Genomic DNA, 22,434 nt, shown 5'->3' with positions numbered 1-22,434 from the left:
ATGAAAGTGATGATCCGCAAGGACAGCAAAGGCGCGCTCAGCGCCTACGTGCCGAAGAAGGACCTGGAGGAGCCCATCGTGGCGATGGCGCAGCCCGGCATGTGGGGCGGCCTGGTCACGCTGGCCAACGGCTGGCAGCTCGAGCTGCCGGTCATGGCGGCCGACACGCCGCTGCCGATCACCGTCGAGGCCAGGCGCATCGCCGGCAAGGAGGAATGAGATGGGCCTGAGCACCGAACAACTGCGCGCCGCCGCCGAGCTGGTGGGCGCGGCGCCCACGCTGCGCGACGCCGCCGCCCAGTGGCGCGCGCGCCATCCCGGCGTGCGCGCGCTGCTGGTCGACGCGCTCGACATGCGCGACGAGACCGCCGCGCTGCGCCTGGGCGCGCGCAGCGTCTACCTGGCGGCGTCGAACGGGCACTGCTGGTCCGTCACGCAGCGGCCCGACGAGGCCGACGCGCTGATCCTGACGCAGGACTAGGCCGCACATGGAAATCGACGCCATTTCCCTCAGCGAGCCCGACTGCGGCGCGCGCGAAGCCGAGCTGGTCGGCGCGGTGCTGCAATCCGCGCGCTGGAGCGACGGGCCCATGCGCGAATCGTTCGAGCGCGCCTTCGCCGGCTGGACCGGCCGCGCCCACGCGGTGGCGGTGGCGAGCGGCACCGCCGGCACCTGGATCGCGCTGCGCGCGCTGGGCATCGGCCCCGGCGACGAAGTGGTGTGCGCCGCGCACACCTGGCATCAGGTCGCGCACGCCGTCACGCTGGCCGGCGCCGCGCCGGTGTTCGCCGACATCGACTACTGGAGCGGCTGCCTCAGCGCCGAGAAGGCCGCGCGCAGGATCGGCCCGCGCACGCGCGCCATCCTGGCCGGCAACACCAACGGCCATCCGGCCGCCTGGGGCCCGCTGCGCGAACTGGCCGACGCGCACGGCGTGGCGCTGATCGAGGACAGCACCGAGGCGCTCGGCTCGCGCTACAGGGGGCGCGGCGTGGGCGCCTTCGGCGACGTGGCGGTGTTCGATTTCTCGGCGCCGTCGGCGCTGTGCACCGGCGAGGGCGGCATGCTGGTCACGGACGACGAGCGGCTCGCGCACGAGCTGCGCTACCTGCGCCAGCGCCGCGTGGCCGACCGCGCCTCGGTCTCGGTCGGCGCGCGGGTGCCGCTGCAGGGCGCCATGAGCGAGCTGACCGCGGCGCTCGGGCTGGCGCAGCTCGCCGGGCTCGACGAGCGGCTGGCGCGGCGCAAGCAGGTCGAGGCCTGGTATCAGGAGCAGATGCAGAGCTTCGAGGGCATCAAGCCGCCGTACCTCGCCGAGGACGTGGAGGAAGTCCACTGGATGCTCTACGTGGTGCACCTGGGCAAGCGCTTCACGCAGAGCGCGCGCGCGCAGATGATCGACGACATGCGGTCCTGCGGCATCGAGACCGCGCCCTACAGCCATCCGCTGCACCAGCAGTTCCACTACATGAACACCGGCGACGCGGCCGCGCACAAGCGCGGCCTGCTGCCCGACACCGAGCGCATCGGCGACCGCGCGCTGGCGCTGCCGCTGCACGCGCAGCTCGACGCCAGCCAGGTCAAGTATATCGTCAAGACGCTCAAGGACACCGCGACCAACGTCGGTGCCGGCGCCGCCATCTATCTCTGAGGTCCGGACATGCCCGCCGACATTGACCCAACCGACATTGACCCAACCGACATCGATCAGATCGCCCGCCACCTGAATGCCGGCGCCATCATTCCCTACCTCGGCCCGGGGCTGCTGGCGCTGTGCGCCGACGCCGCCGTGCCGGCCACGCCGGTGGCGCTGGCGGAGCTTCTGACCGCGCGCATCAGCGTGCCGCACAAGATCCGCAAGCGGCTCACCCAGGCCGCGCAGTTCATCGAGAACTTCAAGCACCGCAAGTCGGTGGTCAACCTGCTGAACGAGGCTTTCGCCGCCACGCCGTCGCCGTCGCCGCTGCATCTGGCGCTGGCCGCCAGCGGCGCGGGGCTGTGGGTCGACACCTGGTACGACGACACCTTCGCCGCCGCGCTGGCCCAGGCGCGCCCGCGCGGCGGCTGGGCGCAGGTGCAGGGCCTGTCGCAGGCCGAGCATTTCGGCACGTGGTTCGGCGCCTACGGCCCGCACGGCGAGCCGCTGCCGGACGTGCCCGCCGCCGGCGCGCTGCTGTACAAGCCGATCGGCGGCCACGCGCCGGCCGCCAACTACCTGGTGTCCGACAGCGACTACGTCGAGGTGCTGACCGAGATCGACATCCAGACCCCGATCCCGCCGGCCGTGCAGGCCTGGCGCGGCGGGCGCGGCTTCCTGTTCCTGGGCTGCCGCTTCGACGACCAGCTCACGCGCAGCTTCGCGCGCCAGATCATGAAGCGCTCGTCTGGCGCGCACTGGGCGGTGCTGCCCGACGCGCCCACGCGCATGGAGGCGCGCTTCCTGGAAGAGCAGGGCATCGCGCGCATCGCCATGCCGCTGCCGGCGTTCGCCGACGCGCTGGTGGCCGCGCTGCGGCCCGCCCTGGCCGCGTAGCGGCGCCCGGCGCTTTTTCATGCATCGCAAACCAACCGGAGAAACCGAAATCATGACCGCACTGACCGTACTGCCCGCCGGCAAGACCTATGACGTGGCCGCCGGCGCCACGCTGCTGCAGGCGTTGCTCGCCAGCGGCGAGCCCATCGCGCACAAGTGCGACGGCAAGGCCGAATGCGGCGCCTGCCACGTCTTCGTGCAGGAGGGGCGCAAGAGCCTGTCGAAGATCCAGCGCGGCGAGAACGAGAAGCTGGACACCATCGTCGGCGTCGGCGCCAAGTCGCGCCTGGCCTGCCAGGCGGTGCTGGGCGAAGAGCCGGTGACGGTCGAGCTGCTGAGCTTCGTCTGAGCCGCGCCGTGGCCGGGGTCGAAGCGCTGCTGGCCGACGTGGCCATCGTCGGCGCCGGGGTGTGCGGCCTCGCGCTGGCGCGCGCGCTGCACGCGCAGGGGCGCTCGCTGGTGCTGGTCGAGGCGCGCGCGCGGCTCGGCGGCCGCGCGCTGTCGCGGCGCTGTGAAGCCACCGGACAGATGCTGGACCTCGGCCCGGCGTGGTTCTGGCCCGAGACCGAGCCGCGCGTCGCCGCGCTGCTCGACGAGCTCGGGCTGGCCAGCCGGCCCCAGCACGACCCCGGCGACGCGCTCTGGCTCACCGACCCGAACCGCGCGCCCGAGCGGCGCATGGCGCCCGGCGGCGTGCATGCCGGCGCGCGCCGCATCGCCGGCGGCGCGCAGCGCCTGGTGGCGGCGCTGGCCGACGCGCTGCCGGCGGGCAGCCTGCGCACCGGCAGCGCGCTGCGCCGGCTGCGCGACCGCGGCACCCACGTCGAACTGGAACTCGAGCTCGAAGCTGGCGGCGGCACGCGCCTGCTGCGCGCGCGCCACGTGGTGCTGGCCCTGCCGCCGCGCCTGGCGCACGAGCGCATCGCCTTCGAGCCGCCGCTGCCCGCGGCGCTGGCCGGCATGCTCGCCGCCACGCCGACCTGGATGGCGGCGCAGGCCAAGGTGGTGACCACCTACGCCCGCCCGTTCTGGCGCCAGGCGGGGCATTCGGGCAATGCCTTCGTGCGCCATGCCCAGGCCATGCTGGGCGAGGTGTTCGATGCCAGCGACGACGCCACCGAGGCCGGCGCGCTGGGCGGCTTCGTCGCGCTCGGCGCGGCGCAGCGCGCCGAGTTCCGGCGCGGCACCGCGCTGCTGGTGGAGAGCCAGCTGGCCCAGCTGTACGGCGCCGAGGCGCAGCACGGCGGCCGCCAGCATCTGCTCGACTGGGCCGACGAGCCGTGGACCTGCAGCCGCGCCGACCGCGCCGGCCCGGCGGCGCTGCCCCAGGCCGATCCCGGGCTGCGCCTGGCGCACTGGTCGGGGCGGCTGCATTTCGGCGGCAGCGAGAGCGCCGCGCATGGCGCCGGCCACCTCGAAGGCGCGCTGGAAGCGGCGGCGCGCATCGCGCGGGCGCTGGCGCCGGCGGCGGACGGCGCCGGCGGCGATGCGGGCAATGACGGCAATGAGGACAGTGCGGCCGAGGCGCGCGCGGCGTTTGCCGCCTGCGTGTCGGCGCGCCGCGAGCAGGCGCCCTCGCGCTACCGCCAGCACCTGGAGCGGCTGCTGTCGAGCCAGCAGCCGCAGCAGCCGACGCAGCGCGCGCTGCTGGCCACCGCGGAGCAGGTCTACAGCGAGGCGCTGGACGCGCTCGACACGCTGCTGCCTGGGCTCGGCGCCGGCCGCGCGGGTCCGGCGCAGGCCGGCCGGCATGCGCTGACGCCGGCGCTGCTGGCCGTCTTCGACGGCTGGAACCGGCAGCTCATGGACGCGGCGCTGGCCTTCAACGGCAGCGCGTGCGCGCTGTCCGGTTTTCCCGAGGAGCATCGGCCGGACGCGGCCTTGCAGCGCGCCATCGTGCTCGACCTGGCGGCGGCGTGGCGCGAGTTCGCGCTGGCGCTGAACGCGCGGCTGCTGGCGGCCGGCGCGCGGCCGGGCAGCGACGGGCCGGGCAGCCACGCGGAGATCGCACGGCGGCCGGCCTAGCGCAGCAGCTTGTTGCGCTCGGCCGCGCTGTACTGGCTGAAGTGGCCTTCGCGCGCGGCCTGCCGGCGCGCGGCGGCGACGATGGCCTTGCTCTTGCCGGGCGCGGCCGGCGCGCTGACCTGCTTGTCCAGCGCGGTGCCGCCGCATTGCGGGCAGGCCGGCGTGGCGCCGGCGCGCACCAGCGTCTCGAAGCGGTGCCCGCAGGCCTGGCAAAGATAGTCGTACAGCGGCATCGTCAACTCCGTTCAACGCGATTCATGGGATTCATGCGATTCATTCGGGTCGCTTCGGTCCGGCATCGGGCCGCGCGGCGCAGTGGCCCGCGGCCGCCGCGCAGCCCTCCAGCGGCCGGTCCGCGGCGGGGGTGTCGGCGCCGAGCCCGACCCATGCGTGCACGGCGGCGACGTCGAAGCCCGCCATGCGCCGCTCGCCGTGCGCCATCAGCGGGCGCCGGATCAGCAGCGGCTCGGCCAGCAGCAGGGCCAGCGCGGTGCCGGCGTCGAGTTCCTCGGGCACCACCTCGCCGGCCTTGACGCGCGGCGCCGCGCGGTTGAACCACGCGCCGACCGGCAGCGGCGCCAGGTAGGCCAGCAGCGCCTCGCCGGTCCAGGGCCAGCGCAGCAGGTCGCGCACTTCCAGCGTGTGGCCGGCCGCGCGCAGCAGCGCCTTTTGCCGCGCGTTGCCGCCGCAGCCGGGTTTTTCATAGAAGACGATATGGCTCATGGGCGGTTTCTCTCAGGCTTCCCGCAGCGCGGCGTCGAGCGCGGGCATGGCCATGCGGCGCGCCGCGCGCAGCAACTGCAGGCCGCGCTCGGCGGCCATGTCGAGCGCGCTGCGGCCGTCGGGCGCGTACAGGTTGGCCGAGGCGCCGTGCGCCAGCAGGATCTGCAGCACCTCCAGGCGGCCGCTGGCCGCGGCCTGCATCAGGCAGGTGATGTCGTCGTCGTTGGCGTGGTCGACCGGCGCGCCGGCCTGGATCAGGCGCACGATGGTCACGGGGTTGCCGTGCAGGCAGGCGAACCAGAGCGCGCCGTTGCCGTCGTCGTTGACCGCGCCGGGCGCGGCCCCGTAGGCCAGCAGCGCCGCGGCCACCGCGTCCTCGCCGCGCCAGGCCGCGCGCATCAGCGGTGTGTCGCCGTTGGCGGCGCGCGCGTGCAGGTCCGGGAAGTCGTGATAGGCCAGCCACGTGGCAAGCGCCGCGGGGATGACCGGCGGCGCGCCGGCGCCGGCCGCTTCGGCGGTGGCCTCGATGACGCGGCCGGCGACGGCCAGCGCGGTGTCGGTGGACGGGATCATGGTGGCGTCTCGCTGTCTGGCGTGGGTCGGAAGGCGCCGCCGGGCGAAGGCGGCCGGCGCCCGCGGGGGATCAGACCGGGCGGTTCTCGTTGGGGTTGCGCACCGGGCCCATCAGCTCCAGCCCTTCGGCGTAGGTGATGGTGTCGAAGGTCACGTCGAAGCGGAGCGCGGCGTCGGCCACCGCGTCGAGCTTGCCGGCGGTGTCGCGCTTCTTCAGGTCGTTCTTCTCCAGGTACAGCAGTTCGAGCATCTCGTTGTAGACGGTGGACTCGAAGATGGGCAGCACGTAGAACATCGCGCCCTTGTACGGCACCTGGTATTTCCTGCTCAGGTCGATGTTGTCGCAGAACAGGAAGTACTTGCCGCCGGCCGTCAGCGTGTCGCCGAGCACCTCGGCCACGTCCTTCAGGTATTCGAAGCTCAGCAGGTAGCCGGCGAAGAACGGCAACTGCTTCTCGCCGATGGTGGCCACGGCCATCACCTGGTCGCAGGTCAGCTCGGGCGGGCGGGCCTCGTCGGCGAGCCTGGGCGCGAAGCGCAGCGCGAGCTCGCCGCGAAAACCGAAGCGGCCGGACTTGCCGGTGGGGGCCTTGAGCAGCGGGTTGAGCAGGCGGCCTTCGTGTTCGAGACGGGCGAACGCGGTGTCGTCGATCTCCTTGCGGGCAAGCGTGGCGGGCATGGCGGGTCCTTGTCGGTGGAAAGCGTGATGGGCGGGTGGCTCGGGTCGGGGCGGAATCAGGTTCGGGGGTTGCGCATCCAGTCCGCGATCTTGAAGAAGGCGGGCATCAGTTCGTCGCGCAGCGCGGCATCGGCGCCGGTCTCGTCGAGCGCGGCGCGCATGCAGGCCAGCCATGCGTCGCGCTCGGCCGCGCCGATGGCGAAGCCGGCGTGGCGCATGCGCAGGCGCGGATGGCCGCGCTGCGTGGAATAGCGCGGCGGGCCGCCGAGCCATTCGCACAGGTAGCTCACCAGCACCGCCTTGGTCGGCGACAGGTCGGGCTCGTGCATGGCGCGGATGCCGCGCGCGTCGGCGCGCGTGTCCATGTGGCGGTAGAAGGCGTCGACCAGCCGCGCGACCGCGGCGTCGCCGCCGAGGCGCTCGTAGTGCGTCGGCCGCGCGCGTTGCGCCGCGGGCTGCGTCGGCTGCGTGGCCGGCGTCGGTTGCGCAGGCTGCGCGGCGGGATCGGGTCGGGTTGCTGGTGTGTTCATGGCACGGCATTTCCGCAATAACCGTACCAGCCCGGGAAACCGCGCATGCGGCACGCATTGGCGCATGCGGCCGCGCGCGCGGCGCGTCCGGGCAGTGCCGTTCGCGACGAAGTTCGCACGCTTTGTCGGGTTCCCGACAAGCCCGCGCGCGCCGGCGCCGGCCGCGCGCGGCATCCCGCAAAGCCGCGCTGCCGCGCCGTTCGCGGACATTCGGGGCGCATCCGGCGGGGCGCCGCGCGCGCATGGCATGGAAGCTGCTGTTGAGGGCTTGCGCGGACACTGGTCCGGCCGGGGCGTGACTCGACAGAATAAGACCCATACAGGCACGACAGGCTGACATGGTCGCGGCTACGCAACCTTGGTATCAATCCTTCTTCCTGATTGGAGAACTGCAATGTCTCAACTTCGGCAAATCGCCTTCTACGGCAAAGGCGGCATCGGCAAGTCGACCACCTCGCAGAACACGCTGGCGGCGCTGACCGATCTCGGCCAGAAGATCCTGATCGTCGGCTGCGATCCCAAGGCGGACTCGACCCGCCTGATCCTGCACGCGAAGGCGCAGGACACCATCCTCTCGCTGGCCGCCGAGGCCGGCTCGGTGGAAGACCTCGAACTCGAGGACGTGATGAAGATCGGCTACAAGGACATCCGCTGCGTGGAGTCCGGCGGTCCGGAGCCGGGCGTCGGCTGCGCCGGGCGCGGCGTCATCACCTCGATCAACTTCCTCGAGGAGAACGGCGCCTACGACGGCGTGGACTACGTCTCGTACGACGTGCTCGGCGACGTGGTGTGCGGCGGCTTCGCCATGCCGATCCGCGAGAACAAGGCGCAGGAGATCTACATCGTGATGTCGGGCGAGATGATGGCCATGTACGCGGCCAACAATATCTCGAAGGGCATCCTGAAGTACGCCAACAGCGGTGGCGTGCGCCTGGGCGGGCTGGTGTGCAACGAGCGCCAGACCGACAAGGAGCTCGAGCTGGCCGAGGCGCTGGCGAAGATGCTGGGCTCCAGGCTGATCCACTTCGTGCCGCGCGACAACATCGTGCAGCACGCCGAGCTGCGCCGCATGACGGTGCTCGAGTTCGCGCCGGACTCCAAGCAGGCCGGCGAGTACCGCCAGCTCGCCACCAAGATCCACAACAACGCCGGCAACGGCACCATCCCGACCCCGATCACGATGGATCAGCTCGAAGACCTGCTGATGGAGCACGGGATCATGAAGGCCGTCGACGAATCGCAGGTCGGCAAGTCGGCCCAGGAACTGGTCGCGTAACGACCCGCGCGGCGGGCCGCGCAGGCGGCCCGCCCGGCAATCTCAATCTACTTACGGAGTATTTCCATGAGCGCCACCGTTGAAGAGCGCAAGGCCGCGAACAAGGCCCTGATCGACGAAGTGCTGAAGGCCTATCCCGAAAAGATGGCCAAGCGGCGCGCCAAGCATTTGGGCACCTTCGAGGACGGCAAGCCCGACTGTGGCGTCAAATCCAACATCAAGTCGCTGCCCGGCGTGATGACCATCCGCGGCTGCGCCTATGCCGGCTCCAAGGGCGTGGTGTGGGGCCCGATCAAGGACATGATCCACATCAGCCACGGCCCGGTGGGCTGCGGCCAGTATTCGTGGGCCGCGCGCCGCAACTACTACATCGGCACCACCGGCATCGATACCTTCGTGACGATGCAGTTCACCTCCGACTTCCAGGAAAAGGACATCGTCTTCGGCGGCGACAAGAAGCTCGACAAGATCATCGACGAGATCCAGGAACTGTTCCCGCTGAACAAGGGCATCTCGATCCAGAGCGAATGCCCGATCGGCCTGATCGGCGACGACATCGAGGCGGTCTCCAAGCGCAAGAGCAAGCAGTACGAAGGCCACACCATCGTGCCGGTGCGCTGCGAGGGCTTCCGCGGCGTGAGCCAGTCGCTGGGCCACCACCTGGCCAACGACGCCATCCGCGACTGGGTGTTCGACAAGGCCGACCCCGACAAGCGCCCGGACTTCGTCTCCACGCCCTACGACGTGGCCATCATCGGCGACTACAACATCGGCGGCGACGCCTGGTCCAGCCGCATCCTGCTCGAGGAGATCGGCCTGCGCGTGATCGCGCAGTGGTCGGGCGACGGCTCGATCGCCGAGCTGGAGAACACGCCGCGGGCCAAGCTCAACGTGCTGCACTGCTACCGCTCGATGAACTACATCAGCCGGCACATGGAGGAGAAGTACGGCATTCCCTGGGTGGAATACAACTTCTTCGGCCCGACCATGATCGAGAAGAGCCTGCGCGAGATCGCCAGCCACTTCGACGACACCATCAAGGCCAACGCCGAGAAGGTGATCGCCAAGTACCGGCCGCTGATGGACGCGGTGCTCGCCAAGTTCAAGCCGCGCCTGCAGGGCAAGAAGGTGATGCTGTTCGTCGGCGGGCTGCGCCCGCGCCACGTGATCGGGGCCTACGAGGACCTCGGCATGGAGGTGGTCGGCACCGGCTACGAGTTCGGCCACAACGACGACTACCAGCGCACCACGCACTACGTGAAGGACGGCACGCTGATCTACGACGACGTGACCGGCTACGAGTTCGAGAAGTTCGTCGAGCAGGTCCAGCCCGACCTGGTCGGCTCGGGCATCAAGGAAAAGTACGTGTTCCAGAAGATGGGCGTGCCGTTCCGCCAGATGCACAGCTGGGACTACTCGGGCCCGTACCACGGCTACGACGGCTTCGCCATCTTCGCGCGCGACATGGACATGGCGATCTCCAGCCCGGTGTGGGGCCTGGCCAAGGCGCCCTGGAAAAAAGCCGCCTGAGCCTGCGCGGCCGGCGCCTGCCGGCCGCGCGCGCCGCATCCACAGCAACCGCATATCAGGAGTACCCCATGCCGCAATCCGCAGACAAGATCCTCGACCACGAACTGCTGTTCCGCGAGCCGGAATACCAGGAGATCTTCCGCACCAAGAAGGAAAACTTCGAGTTCAACCACGCCGACGAGACCGTCAAGCAGATCGTCGAGTGGACCAAGACCGAGGACTACAAGCAGAAGAATTTCGCGCGCGACTCGCTCACCGTCAATCCCGCCAAGGCCTGCCAGCCGCTCGGCGCGGTCTACGTGGCCAACGGCTTTCACAAGACGCTGAGCTTCGTGCACGGCTCGCAGGGCTGCGTGGCCTACTACCGCTCGCATTTCTCGCGCCATTTCAAGGAGCCCACCTCGTGCGTGAGCTCCTCGATGACCGAGGACGCCGCCGTGTTCGGCGGCATGAACAACATGATCGACGGCCTGGCCAACGCCTACAGTCTGTACAAGCCCGAGATGATCGCGGTCTCCACCACCTGCATGGCCGAGGTGATCGGCGACGACCTCGACGCCTTCATCAAGAACAGCAAGCAGAAGGGCAGCGTGCCGGAGGACTACGACGTGCCGTTCGCGCATACGCCGGCCTTCGTCGGCAGCCACGTCACCGGCTACGACAACGCGCTGCTCGGCATCCTCAAGCATTTCTGGGACGGCAAGGCGGGCACCACCGCGCCGCTCGCGCGCGTGCCCGACGAGAGCGTCAACTTCATCGGCGGCTTCGACGGCTACGTGGTCGGCAACATGAAGGAGATCCGCCGCATCTTCGAACTGTTCGGCGTGCAGGTCAACGTGATCTGCGACCCGTCGGAGACCTGGAACACCCCGACCGACGGCGAGTTCCGCATGTACGAAGGCGGCACCACCAAGGAAGAGGTCGAGCGCGCGCTGCACGCCAAGGCCACCTTCGTGTTCCAGGAATACTGCTGCGAGAAGACCAGCAAGTTCATCGCCGAGCACGGCCAGGAAGTGGTGGTGCTGAACGCGCCGGTCGGCGTGGCCGGCACCGACCATTTCCTGATGGAGATCGCGCGCGTGACCGGCAAGCCGATCCCGGCGCAACTGGAAAAGGAGCGCGGCCAGCTGGTCGACGCGATGGCCGACAGCCAGGCCCACCTGCACGGCAAGCGCTTCGCGCTGTACGGCGACCCCGACCAGATGCTGGGCTACACGCAGTTCCTGCTGGAGCTCGGCGCCGAGCCGGCCCACGTGCTGGCGACCAACGGCAACGAGGCCTGGGCCGCCAAGGTGCAGGCGCTGTTCGACGCCTCGCCCTATGGCGCCGGCTGCAAGGCCTACCCCAAGCGCGACCTGTGGCACCTGCGCTCGCTGTTGTTTACCGAGCCGGTGGATTTCCTGATCGGCAACACCTACGGCAAGTACCTCGAGCGCGACACCAAGACGCCGCTGGTGCGCATGGTGTTCCCGATCTTCGACCGCCACCACTACCACCGCTACCCCACCTGGGGCTACGACGGCGCGCTGCGGATCCTGGTCACGCTGCTCGACGAGTTCTTCGAGACGCTCGATGCCAACACCATCGTCGCCGCGCAGACCGACTACAGCTACGACATCATCCGCTGAGGCAGGGAGGCCGTCATGGCAGACACGGTGCTGGTCAAGTTCACGCAGGACGGCCGCAAGGTCGAGGTGATCGACGGCTGGGTCTGCCTGGCCGGCGCGCGCGAGGCCGACCGCCTGGTGCCGGTGCTCGAGCACCCGAACCGGCAGGGCATCGCCCGCGCGGTGCCGGGCGCCACGCACATGGCCGGCCGCGTGCCGCTGACGCACGCGGAAGCCGCCATCGCGCAGGGCGCGCTGGCGGCCGCGCAGCGCGCGTTCGACGCCAGTCCGTCCGGCATCGCGCAGCGCATCCGCCGCGCGATCTGGGCCAAGACCGCGGCCGAAGGGGTGGAGTAGGGCGGGGCAGGGTAAACAGCATTGGGAGCGTGCCGTGATCTATGTGGTCGAACTGCCGGCCGGCGGCGTGCCGCGGGCCTGGTTTGCCTACGACGACGAGGACTTCGCCCGCAAGGTGGCGGCGTCCGACCCGTTGTCGCGCCGGGAAATCCATGACCAGACCACGGCGCGCGCGCTGCTCGCGCTGCTGGGCCACCAGCCCGGCGAGCCGGCGCGCGCGCAATACCCGGCGATCAGCGCGCTCGGCGCCGAGCATGGCTGGGACACGCCGCTCTATCGCGCCGACCACCTGCTCGGGCGCGGCGTGTTCCGGCGCGAGCCGGTGAGCGAGCGCGCGGCGCTGGCGGCGGCGCTGGACGCGCGCGGCGGCGCCTGCATCTACTGGAACGAGCGCGACGCGGTCGGCGCCTTCGAGGGCGCCGACCCGCGCCTGGCCGGCGCGCCGAACTGGCGCGCGCGGCGCGCGCTGCACGCGCAACTGGTGGCGCTCGACGTGCTGGCCGACGACAACTGAGCGCGCGCCGTGGCCACCATCACCGCGCAGGACCTGATCCGGCTGGCGCTGCTGGCGGCGCAGAGCGAGGCCGCCACGCTCGGCGTGGCGGAGCAGGCGCTGATGGTGAGCGCGGTGCAGATGGACGCCATCGAGCGGCTCACGCCCGCGCAGCGCGGCCAGGTGCTCGCGCGCGCGCTGATGGCGCCGTACCCGCTGGGCTTCTTCGCGGCCATGCGCGGCTGCGCCGGGCTCAAGCGCCTGCCGCCCGAGCTCGACGCGCTGTTCGGCGTGCCGCACGGCGCCGACGGGCCGGAGCCGCTCGACGTCGGCGAGCACCAGTTGCGCGCGCTGGCCCAGGCCGCGCGCCGCAACGCGCCGCTGGCGGTGCGCCTGGCGGCGCTGCTGCACAAGATCGGCATGGGCCGCACGCCGCCGGCGGTGTGGCCGAGCCATCCCGGGCACGGCGCGCGCGGCATGATCCTGCTGGCCGCGCTGGCGCGGCGCATCGCGCTGCCCGCCGACGCGCTCGACCTGACGCTGCTGGCGGTGGCGGAGTGCGACCGCGTGCATCGCGCGTGCGACCTGCGCGCCGGCGCCATCGCCGCGCTGCTCGAGCGCGTGGAGGCCGAGGCGCGGCCCGAGCGCTTCGAGCAGCTGCTGGCCGTGTGCTGCTGCGACTACGCCGCCTACCCGGGCCACGCCGAAGCCGTCTACCAGCGCGCGCCGAGCCTGCGCCGCGCGCTGGCCGCCTTTCTCGCCGTGCGCGAGCCCGCACAGCCGGACGCGCTGCTGGAAGCGCGCGCGCGGGCCATCGCGCAGGCGGGGATCGGTGCCGGGGTCGGCACGGGCACTGGCGCCGAAAACGCGGACCGGCGCTGAGCGCGCGCCGCCGGCGCTGTGTCGCGAATGCTTTGTCGCAATCCATTCAAACGCGCCAAGACACCAGTGCCGGCGCGTGTCTTCCTGACTGTCATGTGGCCGCCGCGTCGGTTTTGTGGCGCTTTGCGCGTGGTACGGAAATTGCCAGTGCAAGGGTACGTACCGGCAAGGAGCCCGTCATGTCAGTTTCGCTGAAAGCCAAGATCGCCGAAGTGTTCGACGAGCCCGGTTGCGACAAGAACCAGGGCAAGAGCGAGAAGGAGCGCAAGAAGGGCTGCACCAAGCAGCTCTCGCCCGGCGCGGCCGCGGGCGGCTGCGCGTTCGACGGCGCCAAGATCGCGCTGCAGCCGGTGGTGGACGTGGCCCACTTGGTGCACGGGCCGATCGCCTGCGAGGGCAATGCCTGGGACAACCGCCACGCGGCGTCGTCCGGCTCGCAGCTCTACCGCACCGGCTTCACCACCGACATCAACGAGCTCGACGTGATCTACGGCGGCGAGAAGCGCCTGTTCCGCAGCGTGCGCGAGATCATCGAGAAATACGACCCGCCGGCGGTGTTCGTCTACCAGACCTGCGTCACCGCGCTGATCGGCGACGACATCGAGGCGGTGTGCAAGCGCGCCAGCGAGAAGTTCGGCAAGCCGGTGATCCCGGTCAACGCGCCGGGCTTCGCCGGGCCCAAGAACCTCGGCAACAAGCTTGGCGGCGAGGCCATCCTGGACTACGTGATCGGCACGCGCGAGCCCGACTACACCACGCCCTACGACATCAACATCATCGGCGAGTACAACCTGTCCGGCGAGCTGTGGCAGACCAAGCCGCTGCTCGACGCGCTGGGCATCCGCATCCTGTCGTGCATCTCGGGCGACGGCCGCTACAACGAGATCGCCGGCGCGCACCGCGCCAGGGTCAACATGATGGTGTGCTCGAAGTCGATGATCAACATCGCCACCAAGATGCAGCAGCGCTACGGCATCCCTTACTTCGAGGGCTCGTTCTACGGCATCGGCGACATGAGCGACACGCTGCGGCAGATCGCCGCGCTGCTGGTGCGCCAGGGCGCGCCCGACGACCTGCTGGCGCGCGCCGAGCGGCTGATCGCATCGGAGGAGGCGCGCGCCTGGCAGCGCATCGCGCGGTACCGGGAGCGCCTGGCCGGCAAGCGCGTGCTGCTCATCACCGGCGGCGTGAAGTCGTGGTCGGTGGTGGCGGCGCTGCAGGAGGCGGGGCTGGAGATCGTCGGCACCAGCATCAAGAAGAGCACCGCCGAGGACAAGCAGAAGATCAAGGAGATCATGGGCGACGACGCGCACATGATCGACGACATGACGCCGCGCGAGATGTACAACATGCTCCGCGAGGCGCGCGCCGACATCATGCTCTCGGGCGGGCGCTCGCAGTTCGTCGCGCTCAAGGCGCGCATGCCGTGGCTGGACATCAACCAGGAGCGCCACCATCCGTACGCCGGCTACGAGGGCATCGTCGAGCTGGTGCACGAGATCGACCGCGCGATCCACAACCCGGTGTGGCAGCAGGTGCGCATCCCGGCGCCGTGGGGCGACGACGGCGAGACCCTGGGCGCGCTGCCCGGCGCTCGACCGGTCCCGCAACCTGCCCCGCAATTTGCCCCGCAACCCGCCGCCGTGCCGGCCTGAAGGCCGCGCCGCCACCGCCAGGAGCCAGCATGGCCCAAGTCGTCGAATCCCGCAAAGCCTGCGCGGTCAATCCGCTCAAGATGAGCCAGCCGCTCGGGGCGAGCTTCGCCTTCCTCGGGCTCGACGCCTGCATGCCGGTGATGCACGGCTCGCAGGGCTGCACCTCGTTCGGGCTGGTGCTGCTGGTGCGCCATTTCAAGGAGGCGATCCCGCTGCAGACCACGGCGATGAACGAAGTCACCACCATCCTGGGCGGCTACGAGAACATCGAGGCGGCGCTGCTCAACATCCGCAAGCGCGCCGCGCCGCGCATCATCGCCATCTGCTCCACGGGCCTGACCGAGACCAAGGGCGACGACGTGGAGGGCTATCTGGTCACGGCGCGCCAGCGCAAGCCGGAGCTGGCCGACACCGAGATCGTCTACGTCTCCACGCCCGACTACGTGGGCGCGTTCGAGGACGGCTACAAGCACGCCGTCACCGCGGTGGTGCGCGCGCTGGTCAGGCCGCTGCCGGTGGCGGCCGGGCAGGTCACGCTGCTGCCGGGCAGCCATTTGTCGCCGGGCGACATCGACGAGCTGCGCGAGATCGTCGAGGCATTCGGCCTGGAGGCCATCGTGCTGCCCGACATCTCCGGCTCGCTGGACGGGCACATCGCGCCCGACTGGCGCGGCACCACGCTGGGCGGCACCACGCTCGCGCAGATCCGCGCGGCTGGCGCCTCGGCCTTCACCATCGGCGTGGGCGAGCAGACCCGCGAGGCGGCCGAGGCGCTGCAATCGATCGCGGGCACCGGGTTCGAGATCTTCCCGCGGCTGACCGGGCTGGAGGCCAACGACCGCCTGCTGGAACGGCTCGCGCAACTCTCGGGGCGGCCGGTGCCGGCCAGGTACCGGCGCCAGCGCAGCCAGTTGCTCGACGCCATGCTCGACGGCCATTTCTACACCGGCGGCATCAAGGTCGCCATCGGCGCCGAGCCCGACCTGCTGCTGGCGCTCGGCGGCCTGCTGCACGAGATGGGCGCCGAGCTGTGCTGCTGCGTCAGCACCACGCAGTCGGCCGCGCACGCGCTGCTGCCGGCGCAGCAGGTGGTGCTCGGCGACCTGGAGGACATGGAGCGCGCCGCCGCCGGCTGCGACCTGCTCATCACGCATTCGCACGGCCGGCAGATGGCCGCGCGCCTGGGCAAGCCGCTGCTGCGCGCGGGCTTTCCGCTGTTCGACCGCGTCGGCAACGCGCATCGCCGCCAGGTCGGCTACCGCGGCACCATGAACCTGATCTTCGAGGTCGCCAACCTGATGATCGAGCAGATCGCGCACCATCACCCGGGCGACTGGCCGCTGCCGCGGGCGGCGCTCGACCTCGCCGCGCGCGACCCGGCGCGCGCGGTGGACATTCCGGTCGTCGCCGCCGGCGCGTGAGTGGATACCCGAGCGGATACCTGAACGGCTACCCGATCCACACCAAGGAGCACTGAGCATGAAGATAGCGTTCGCCACCCAGGACAAGCAGTACGTCGATGCGCACTTCGGCTGGGCCAAGAGCATCGTCACCTACGACGTCACGCCGCACGGCTACCGCTTCGTCGAGTCGTTCGACTTCGGCGGCAAGCTGGAGGAAGACGGCGACGAGGACAAGCTCGCGCCCAAGCTGGACGCCATCAAGGACTGCGCCATCCTCTACGTGGCCGCCATCGGCGGCTCCGGCGCGGCGCGCGTGGTGGCGCTGAAGATCCACCCGATCAAGGTGCCGCAGCCCGAGGGCATCGAGGACATCCTCGGCCGGCTGCAGCAGGTGCTCAAGGGCACGCCGCCGCCGTGGCTGCGCAAGGCGCTGGCCAAGGACGGCGAGCGTGCCCACGATTTCGAAGACGACGAGGTATCTCATGGCTGACGCCAGCATCGAAGCGCCCACCGCCAATCCTGCCGCCACCGACGACGCGGCGCTGCTCGCCACGCCGTTCGTGCAGCAGCTGGTCAAGCAGCTGCGCGCGCAGGACACCCACGGCGCGTGGGACGGCAAGAGCGACATGCAGTTGCTCAAGCCCTACATCCTGACCCCCGAGGAGCGCCGCGCGATCCCGCTGATGGGCGACCCCGACCCCGAGACGCTGTGGCGGCTGGAAATCTTCTACAGCGCCATCGCCGTGGCCATCGAGCGCCAGACCGGCCAGATGGTCTCGCCGATGATGAAGATGAGCCACGAGGGCTTCGGCCGCCTGGTGCTGCTGGCCGGCCGGCTGGTGGTGGTCAACAAGCAGTTGCGCGACGTGCACCGCTTCGGTTTTCCGTCGCTGGAGAAGCTGGCCGACGCCGGCGGCAGGTTCCTCGACGAGGCGATCGGCATGATCGAGGCCTATCCGGCCGTGGCCCGCTACGGCGCCTGAAGGCGGAACGAAAGGAACGAGAGGAACGAGACCACCATGAGCACCGAAGCCGACGAACTCAAGGCGCGCCTGAAGAAACTCAACGCGCAGGCCACGCAGGCCAAGATGGACCTGCACGACCTGTCCGAGGAGCTGCCCACCAACTGGGAGCAGATCCTCGCCGTGGCGCAGCGCTGCCACGACGCCCACGCCGCGCTGATGGCGGCGCGCAAGGCCGCGGCGGCGGCGGCCTGAGCCACGCGCCCGCCCACGGAGAACGGAGAACCGCCATGAGCGACATGTTCAGCGTCACCCTGCCCAGCGGCGCCATCTGGACGCCGACCTTCGTCGCCGCGCTCGACGAGGAGAAATGCATCGGCTGCGGCCGCTGCTTCCGGGTCTGCCCGCGCGGCGTGCTCGAGCTGGTCGGCCTGGACGAGGACGGCGAGCACATCGCGCTGGCCGGCGACGACGACGAGGACGACGAGTACGAGAAGAAGGTCATGACCATCGCGCACAAGGAGCTGTGCATCGGCTGCACGGCGTGCGCGAAGATCTGCCCGAAGAAGTGCTACACGCACGCCGCCGCCGCGTTGTGAGCGAGGAGCCGGTCATGGACTATCGGGCGGTGTTGATGGCATGCGCGGCGGACCGGGACGATCCCACCGCGCTGGCGCTGGCCGGCGTGCTGTCGGCCGGCTTCGCGCGCGGCGGCACCGGCCTGCTGCCGCTGCCGGGGCTCGACGCCGGCCAGACGCGCCGGCTGCTGGCGCGCTGGTTTCCGGGCGCGGACCTGGCGCTGGGGCTGGCCTGGGACGCGCTGGCCGGCGCCAGCCGCGCCGGGGCGCGCCTGGACGAGTTCGACGACCTCGTGGCGCTGCTCAACGCGCACGCCGATCCCGCCGCCGGGCCCGCCGAGGAAGCCAACCAGGTGGCCCATGCGCTGGCCTGCGCCAGCCTCGGCGACAACCACCTGTGGCAGGACCTGCTGCTGCCGTCGCGGCGCGAGCTGTCCGCGCTGATCGGCCGCTGGTTCCCGCGGCTCGCGGCGAAGAACACGCACGACATGAAGTGGAAGAAGTTCTTCTACAAGCAGTTGTGCGAGCAGGAGGAGATCTTCCTGTGCAAGGCGCCGAGCTGCGGCGTGTGTTCCGATTACGCCATGTGCTTCGGAGCCGAGTAGCGGACGCGGCTCACCCGACCTGTCACGCCGCGATGGCGACGCTTGCGCGCGCGCAGGCCGTCGTTTTTCTGGCCACGGCATGGAAATTGCGTTGGCATGTCTACCGTTATATACGGCAATATATAACCAGCCATAACCGACACAAGAGCCAGCACCATAGCCGACAAACCGGACCACAATCCCGACACGCTCATGGATCCGCACCACCGCGCCGCGCCCGCATCGCCTTCCCCGCCATCGCCATCATCGCCGTCCGGCGCCCGCTGGGTGCCGTGCACGCGGGCCTGCTACCTGACGCTGCACTGGCCGGTCTCCGAGGCGCAGCCGGGCCGGCGCGAGGCGCCGGCGGGCTGCCTGCCGGTCCTGCCGCCGCCGCCGCACCGCCTGCTGGCGATCTGCGAGGAAAGCGGCCTGCGCGAGCTGGTGATGCATCACATGCGGCGGCTGCGGCTCACGCCGCTGTTCGCGCGCGCCGGCAACTGCTTCGAGTGCGTGGCCTCGCGCGTGGCCGACTTCGTGGTCGAGTCGTGCGGCGGGCCGCTGTACTACAGCCAGCACCACGCGCACCTGCAGGCCGGCGCCGGCCTGCCGCTGCTGCTCGACGAGGAAGGGCGCGAGCTGTGGCTGGTGCAGCTCTGGCACGCCTTCGACGATGCCGGTTTCCCGCCCGCGCTGCGCGCCGATTTCTGGGGCTGGGCCGAGCCGCTGTCGGTGCACCTGCTGGCGCCGCAGGCGCGCCACGCCGGCCTCACGCGCTATCCCTACGACACCGTGCGCAGCTGGTTCCCGGCGCCGCCGCCCGACGCGCGCGGCGAGGTCCGTCCCGGGCGCGGCTGACGGCCGCCGCGAAGCCCCGCAGCGGGGAATGCCGCGCCATGCGGGCGCGCGCGGGCTGCGGGGAACCCCGCGGGCGGTGGCGGCTCCAAGGTGGCGGAGCCGCCACCGGCCGCGCTGCAGCCGCGGCGGCTTTCCGCTACGATGCCGTTGCCGCGGCGGCGCGGCCCGATCCGGTGGCCGCACCGCCCGTCCGCTGCCTGCCCGTTTTTTCCCCCTATCTTCGCCAGGATTTCCTGTCATGCGTCTGTCACGCCAATTCCTGCTTTCCCTGCTGGGCACGGCGGCCATCGCCGCCGCCGCGCCCGCGCTCGCCGCCGACGAAGGCCCGGCCTACGGCCCCGAGCTGCAGGGCTTCGACTACCCCGCGCCGGTCCGGCAATACGACTTCACCTCGCAGGGCGAGGCCATGCACATGGCCTACATGGACATCCGGCCGGCGCATCCCAACGGGCGCACCGCGGTGCTGCTGCACGGCAAGAACTTCTGCGCGGCGACCTGGGAGGGCAGCATCAAGGCGCTCGGCGCCGCGGGCTACCGCGTGGTGGCGCCGGACCAGATCGGCTTCTGCAAGTCCAGCAAGCCGGCGCGCTACCAGTACACGTTCCAGCAGCTGGCGCGCAACACGCACGCGCTGCTGGAATCGATCGGCGTCAAGGAGGCGGTGGTGATCGGACACTCCACCGGCGGCATGCTGGCGATACGCTACGCGCTGATGTATCCGCAGCAGACCGCGCAGCTCGCGCTGGTCAACCCGATCGGGCTGGAAGACTGGAAGGCCAAGGGCGTGCCCTCGCTGTCGGTCGACCAGTGGTACGCGCGCGAGCTGGCCACCAGCGCCGACAAGATCCGCAGCTACGAGCAGGCCACCTATTACTCGGGCACGTGGCGCCAGGACTACGAGCCGTGGGTGCAGATGCTGGCCGGCCTGAACCGCGGCCCGGGCAAGCAGCAGGTGGCGTGGAATTCGGCGCTGATCTACGACATGATCTTCACCCAGCCGGTGGTCTACGAGCTGGGCGCGCTGAAGACGCCGACGCTGCTGCTGATCGGCGACAAGGACACCACCGCCATCGCCAAGGACGCCGCGCCGCCCGACGTGCGCGCCAGGGTCGGCAACTACCCCGAGCTGGCCCGGCAGACGCTCGCGGCGCTGCCCAACGCGAAGCTGGTGGAATTCCCCGAGATGGGCCACGCGCCGCAGATGCAGGACCCGCAGGCCTTCCACAAGGCGCTGCTCGACGGCCTCGCCGCGCTGCCGGCGCCGCCGGCGAACCGCTAAGGCCGGCCGCCGCCGGCGCGCGCCGGGCGGCGTAGCGCGTCGGCCACCGCGCGCGGGCCGCGGCGCCGGCGCCGGCGCGGTGGCGCCGGTTGGTGCGTTTTACTCATCAAACCGAAAGGAATCGTCGCTTTCTCTTCCCCGGTGGCGCATTCAGAATCCTTGCCATACCCCAACCTGGTTGCGGGCATGTCAAGGAGAGGCTGGATGCAGTGGAAAGTGGAGGTGGTATCGACGGATGTGCTGGTCCTGGGAGGCGGCATGGCCGGCTTTCGCGCTGCCCTTGCGGCCCAGGCCCAGGGCGCGGACGTCACGTTGGCCTACCGTGCCCGGGGCGCGTCCCCCTACGTCATCGGCTTCAATGCGCCGATCGGCAGCGTGGACCCGATGGACAGCCCCGACGTGTTCTATGAGGACATGCTCAAGGGCGGCTACTTTCTCAACGACCGGCGGCTGGTGCGCCTGCTGGCGGAGAAATCGGTCGATGCGTTCCACGAGCTCGTCGCCTGGGGCGTGCCCTTCGCCCACGCCGCCGATTCCGCCAACGGCAGTGGCCAGGTATTGCAGCGCCACCTGAGCGGGAACCGCTATCCCAGGTCGGTGTTCGTGCCCGAGAGCACGGGCGGCGCCATCCTGCAGGTGATGGCGAACCGGGCGCGCTCCCTCGGCATCCACCAGATCGCGGGGCAAAAGGCGGTCGAGCTGCTGCGCGATGGCGCCGACGTGGTGGGCGCCGTCCTGTGGAAGCCGCATTCGGACCAGATCACCGTGGTGCATGCGCGCGCCGTCGTCATCGCGATGGGCGGGATCGGCCGCCTCTATGCCGACAGCACCTATCCGGTCGACGTGGGCGCGGACGGCCTCGGCATGGCGCTCGATGCCGGCGCGCGCCTGATCGACATGGAATTCGTCCAGTTCGAGCCGGTCGTGACGGTCTGGCCGCAGGAATGCCGGGGCATGGAAATGCCGACCTCGATGCTTGGCGACGGCGCGCACCTGCTGAACAACCGCGGGGAGCGCTTCATGCTCGGCTACAACCCGCCGCTGGGCGAACGCGGCATCGAGAAGGCGCGCCTGGCTTTGTTCATCCAGCGCGAAATCGACGAGGGGCGCGGGTTTCCCGAGGGCGGCGTGGCGTTCGACGCCACCGTGCTCAGCGAGCAGCAGCGCGAAAGCTACGTATCGCATTGCCGCAGGCTGCGCGCCGCGGGGGTCGACCCGGCCACCACCCCGCCCATCGTCGCGCCCGCGGCCCACAGCATGATGGGCGGCGTGGCGGTCGACGGCGATTGCTGGTCCGGCGTGCCGGGCCTGTACGTCGGCGGCGAAGCCGCGGGCGGCGTGCACGGCGCCAGCCGCATCGCCGGCAATGGCTGCAGCGACACGCTCGTCTTCGGCGCCATCGCCGGCGGCGGCGCGGCGCGCGGCATGCTGCCCGCGACGGCGCGCGACTGGCCCGCCATCGAAGCCAGCGCCATCGCCCGCCTGGCGCACGCCGACGGCGGCGCTTGCGCCGAGGACGTGCGCCAGGCCAAGGAAGACATGCGCAAGGTTCTCTCGGAGGCGGCCGGCATCTGGCGCAACGGACCGGGCCTCACCGCGGGCCTGGCCGCGTTTGGCGCGCTGCACGAGAACATCTTCCGGATGCGCGCGGGCAGCCGCGAGGCCGCGGTGGAGCTGCGCGAGGCGCGGCGCATGGCGGCAGTCGGCACCACCGTCCTGCAGGCGGCGCTGGGCCGGACGGAAAGCCGCGGAGCGCACCAGCGCACCGACTTTCCCGCCACCGACAACACCCGCTGGCTGCAGCACATCGCCTTCACCCGCGGCGGCAACGACGAACTGGTCCAGAGCCTCGAACCCATCCACTAGCCGGCGCGGGCTTGCCAGCAGGGCTTTTGCATTCCATAAA

General features: G+C 70.8%; 27 protein-coding genes. 22 read left to right on the top strand and 5 right to left on the bottom strand.

Annotation, left to right across the window (positions count from 1 at the left end; translation table 11 throughout):
- From nifT to AC3WXD_RS16030, 6 genes are read left to right on the top strand one after another with little or no spacing between them, the layout of a single operon-like run.
- On the top strand, window positions 1-219 hold the full coding sequence (nifT, locus tag AC3WXD_RS16055; RefSeq protein ID WP_020202102.1) for a putative nitrogen fixation protein NifT: 219 nt from the start codon (window positions 1-3) through the stop codon (window positions 217-219).
- 1 nt (window position 220) lies between these two features.
- Window positions 221-481, top strand: a complete 261-nt coding sequence (locus AC3WXD_RS16050; protein ID WP_020202101.1) for a hypothetical protein — start codon at window positions 221-223, stop codon at window positions 479-481.
- A 7-nt stretch (window positions 482-488) separates the two neighbouring features.
- Entirely contained in the window at window positions 489-1,652 is a 1,164-nt protein-coding gene (locus AC3WXD_RS16045; protein WP_492324159.1) for a DegT/DnrJ/EryC1/StrS family aminotransferase, read from the top strand.
- 9 nt (window positions 1,653-1,661) lie between these two features.
- Window positions 1,662-2,534 (top strand): SIR2 family NAD-dependent protein deacylase, encoded by an 873-nt coding sequence (locus AC3WXD_RS16040; protein WP_492324158.1) that lies wholly within the window; start codon window positions 1,662-1,664, stop codon window positions 2,532-2,534.
- A 52-nt stretch (window positions 2,535-2,586) separates the two neighbouring features.
- The gene (locus tag AC3WXD_RS16035; RefSeq protein ID WP_020202098.1) at window positions 2,587-2,883 is read left to right on the top strand and encodes a 2Fe-2S iron-sulfur cluster-binding protein; all 297 of its coding nucleotides are present in this window, start codon (window positions 2,587-2,589) and stop codon (window positions 2,881-2,883) included.
- 8 nt (window positions 2,884-2,891) lie between these two features.
- Entirely contained in the window at window positions 2,892-4,559 is a 1,668-nt protein-coding gene (locus AC3WXD_RS16030; protein ID WP_492324157.1) for a flavin monoamine oxidase family protein, read from the top strand.
- Here AC3WXD_RS16030 and AC3WXD_RS16025 read toward each other — a convergent pair.
- From AC3WXD_RS16025 to AC3WXD_RS16005, 5 genes are all read right to left on the bottom strand, one after another.
- Window positions 4,556-4,792 (bottom strand): FmdB family zinc ribbon protein, encoded by a 237-nt coding sequence (locus AC3WXD_RS16025; RefSeq protein ID WP_020202096.1) that lies wholly within the window; start codon window positions 4,790-4,792, stop codon window positions 4,556-4,558. The genes AC3WXD_RS16030 and AC3WXD_RS16025 overlap by 4 nt on opposite strands.
- Window positions 4,793-4,832: 40 nt before the next feature.
- The gene (locus tag AC3WXD_RS16020) at window positions 4,833-5,282 is read right to left on the bottom strand and encodes an ArsC/Spx/MgsR family protein (RefSeq protein ID WP_492324156.1); all 450 of its coding nucleotides are present in this window, start codon (window positions 5,280-5,282) and stop codon (window positions 4,833-4,835) included.
- Between the two features lie 12 nt (window positions 5,283-5,294).
- The gene (locus AC3WXD_RS16015) at window positions 5,295-5,855 is read right to left on the bottom strand and encodes an ankyrin repeat domain-containing protein (protein WP_059410657.1); all 561 of its coding nucleotides are present in this window, start codon (window positions 5,853-5,855) and stop codon (window positions 5,295-5,297) included.
- A gap of 70 nt (window positions 5,856-5,925) precedes the next feature.
- Complete coding sequence (locus AC3WXD_RS16010; RefSeq protein WP_020202093.1) at window positions 5,926-6,534, bottom strand: hypothetical protein; 609 nt, start codon at window positions 6,532-6,534, stop codon at window positions 5,926-5,928.
- A gap of 56 nt (window positions 6,535-6,590) precedes the next feature.
- Complete coding sequence (locus AC3WXD_RS16005) at window positions 6,591-7,064, bottom strand: group II truncated hemoglobin (RefSeq protein ID WP_492324155.1); 474 nt, start codon at window positions 7,062-7,064, stop codon at window positions 6,591-6,593.
- A gap of 394 nt (window positions 7,065-7,458) precedes the next feature.
- Between AC3WXD_RS16005 and nifH the strand changes: the two genes are divergently transcribed.
- The 16 genes from nifH to AC3WXD_RS15925 all read left to right on the top strand — a co-directional run bounded on the left by nifH (window position 7,459) and on the right by AC3WXD_RS15925 (window position 22,394).
- Entirely contained in the window at window positions 7,459-8,340 is an 882-nt protein-coding gene (gene nifH, locus AC3WXD_RS16000; RefSeq protein WP_020202091.1) for a nitrogenase iron protein, read from the top strand.
- A 66-nt stretch (window positions 8,341-8,406) separates the two neighbouring features.
- On the top strand, window positions 8,407-9,870 hold the full coding sequence (gene nifD / locus AC3WXD_RS15995; protein WP_020202090.1) for a nitrogenase molybdenum-iron protein alpha chain: 1,464 nt from the start codon (window positions 8,407-8,409) through the stop codon (window positions 9,868-9,870).
- A gap of 68 nt (window positions 9,871-9,938) precedes the next feature.
- Window positions 9,939-11,498, top strand: coding sequence for a nitrogenase molybdenum-iron protein subunit beta (gene nifK, locus AC3WXD_RS15990; RefSeq protein WP_020202089.1), 1,560 nt, complete (start codon window positions 9,939-9,941; stop codon window positions 11,496-11,498).
- 15 nt (window positions 11,499-11,513) lie between these two features.
- Window positions 11,514-11,834 (top strand): hypothetical protein, encoded by a 321-nt coding sequence (locus AC3WXD_RS15985; protein WP_492324154.1) that lies wholly within the window; start codon window positions 11,514-11,516, stop codon window positions 11,832-11,834.
- Window positions 11,835-11,868: 34 nt separating this feature from the next.
- Window positions 11,869-12,348 carry a hypothetical protein gene (locus tag AC3WXD_RS15980; protein ID WP_020202087.1) on the top strand — a complete coding sequence of 160 codons (480 nt, stop codon included), beginning with the start codon at window positions 11,869-11,871 and terminating at the stop codon, window positions 12,346-12,348.
- Between the two features lie 9 nt (window positions 12,349-12,357).
- Window positions 12,358-13,209: a hypothetical protein gene (locus AC3WXD_RS15975; RefSeq protein WP_492324153.1), complete on the top strand. Its 852-nt coding sequence runs from the start codon at window positions 12,358-12,360 to the stop codon at window positions 13,207-13,209.
- 179 nt (window positions 13,210-13,388) lie between these two features.
- Entirely contained in the window at window positions 13,389-14,864 is a 1,476-nt protein-coding gene (nifE, locus tag AC3WXD_RS15970) for a nitrogenase iron-molybdenum cofactor biosynthesis protein NifE (protein ID WP_492324152.1), read from the top strand.
- 29 nt (window positions 14,865-14,893) lie between these two features.
- The gene (gene nifN, locus AC3WXD_RS15965; RefSeq protein ID WP_059410662.1) at window positions 14,894-16,285 is read left to right on the top strand and encodes a nitrogenase iron-molybdenum cofactor biosynthesis protein NifN; all 1,392 of its coding nucleotides are present in this window, start codon (window positions 14,894-14,896) and stop codon (window positions 16,283-16,285) included.
- 58 nt (window positions 16,286-16,343) lie between these two features.
- Entirely contained in the window at window positions 16,344-16,757 is a 414-nt protein-coding gene (gene nifX, locus AC3WXD_RS15960; RefSeq protein ID WP_020202083.1) for a nitrogen fixation protein NifX, read from the top strand.
- Window positions 16,750-17,250, top strand: coding sequence for a NifX-associated nitrogen fixation protein (locus AC3WXD_RS15955; protein ID WP_492324151.1), 501 nt, complete (start codon window positions 16,750-16,752; stop codon window positions 17,248-17,250). Before nifX ends, AC3WXD_RS15955 begins: the two co-directional genes overlap by 8 nt.
- A gap of 36 nt (window positions 17,251-17,286) precedes the next feature.
- Window positions 17,287-17,484, top strand: a complete 198-nt coding sequence (locus tag AC3WXD_RS15950) for a CCE_0567 family metalloprotein (RefSeq protein ID WP_020202081.1) — start codon at window positions 17,287-17,289, stop codon at window positions 17,482-17,484.
- 35 nt (window positions 17,485-17,519) lie between these two features.
- On the top strand, window positions 17,520-17,828 hold the full coding sequence (gene fdxB / locus AC3WXD_RS15945) for a ferredoxin III, nif-specific (RefSeq protein WP_059410666.1): 309 nt from the start codon (window positions 17,520-17,522) through the stop codon (window positions 17,826-17,828).
- 14 nt (window positions 17,829-17,842) lie between these two features.
- Window positions 17,843-18,412 carry a nitrogen fixation protein NifQ gene (locus AC3WXD_RS15940; RefSeq protein WP_020202079.1) on the top strand — a complete coding sequence of 190 codons (570 nt, stop codon included), beginning with the start codon at window positions 17,843-17,845 and terminating at the stop codon, window positions 18,410-18,412.
- A gap of 192 nt (window positions 18,413-18,604) precedes the next feature.
- A complete protein-coding gene (locus AC3WXD_RS15935; RefSeq protein ID WP_492324150.1) occupies window positions 18,605-19,249 on the top strand; it encodes a globin family protein in 645 nt (214 codons plus the stop codon).
- Between the two features lie 238 nt (window positions 19,250-19,487).
- Window positions 19,488-20,528: an alpha/beta fold hydrolase gene (locus AC3WXD_RS15930; protein WP_492324149.1), complete on the top strand. Its 1,041-nt coding sequence runs from the start codon at window positions 19,488-19,490 to the stop codon at window positions 20,526-20,528.
- Between the two features lie 204 nt (window positions 20,529-20,732).
- Window positions 20,733-22,394 (top strand): FAD-binding protein, encoded by a 1,662-nt coding sequence (locus AC3WXD_RS15925; RefSeq protein WP_492324148.1) that lies wholly within the window; start codon window positions 20,733-20,735, stop codon window positions 22,392-22,394.
- The last annotated feature ends 40 nt before the right edge of the window (window positions 22,395-22,434 follow it).

The organism is Cupriavidus sp. FW216-B1 (assembly GCF_058789195.1).
The sequence above is the reverse complement of the archived record's forward strand: the minus strand, read 5'-3'. Positions and strand labels throughout refer to the sequence as shown.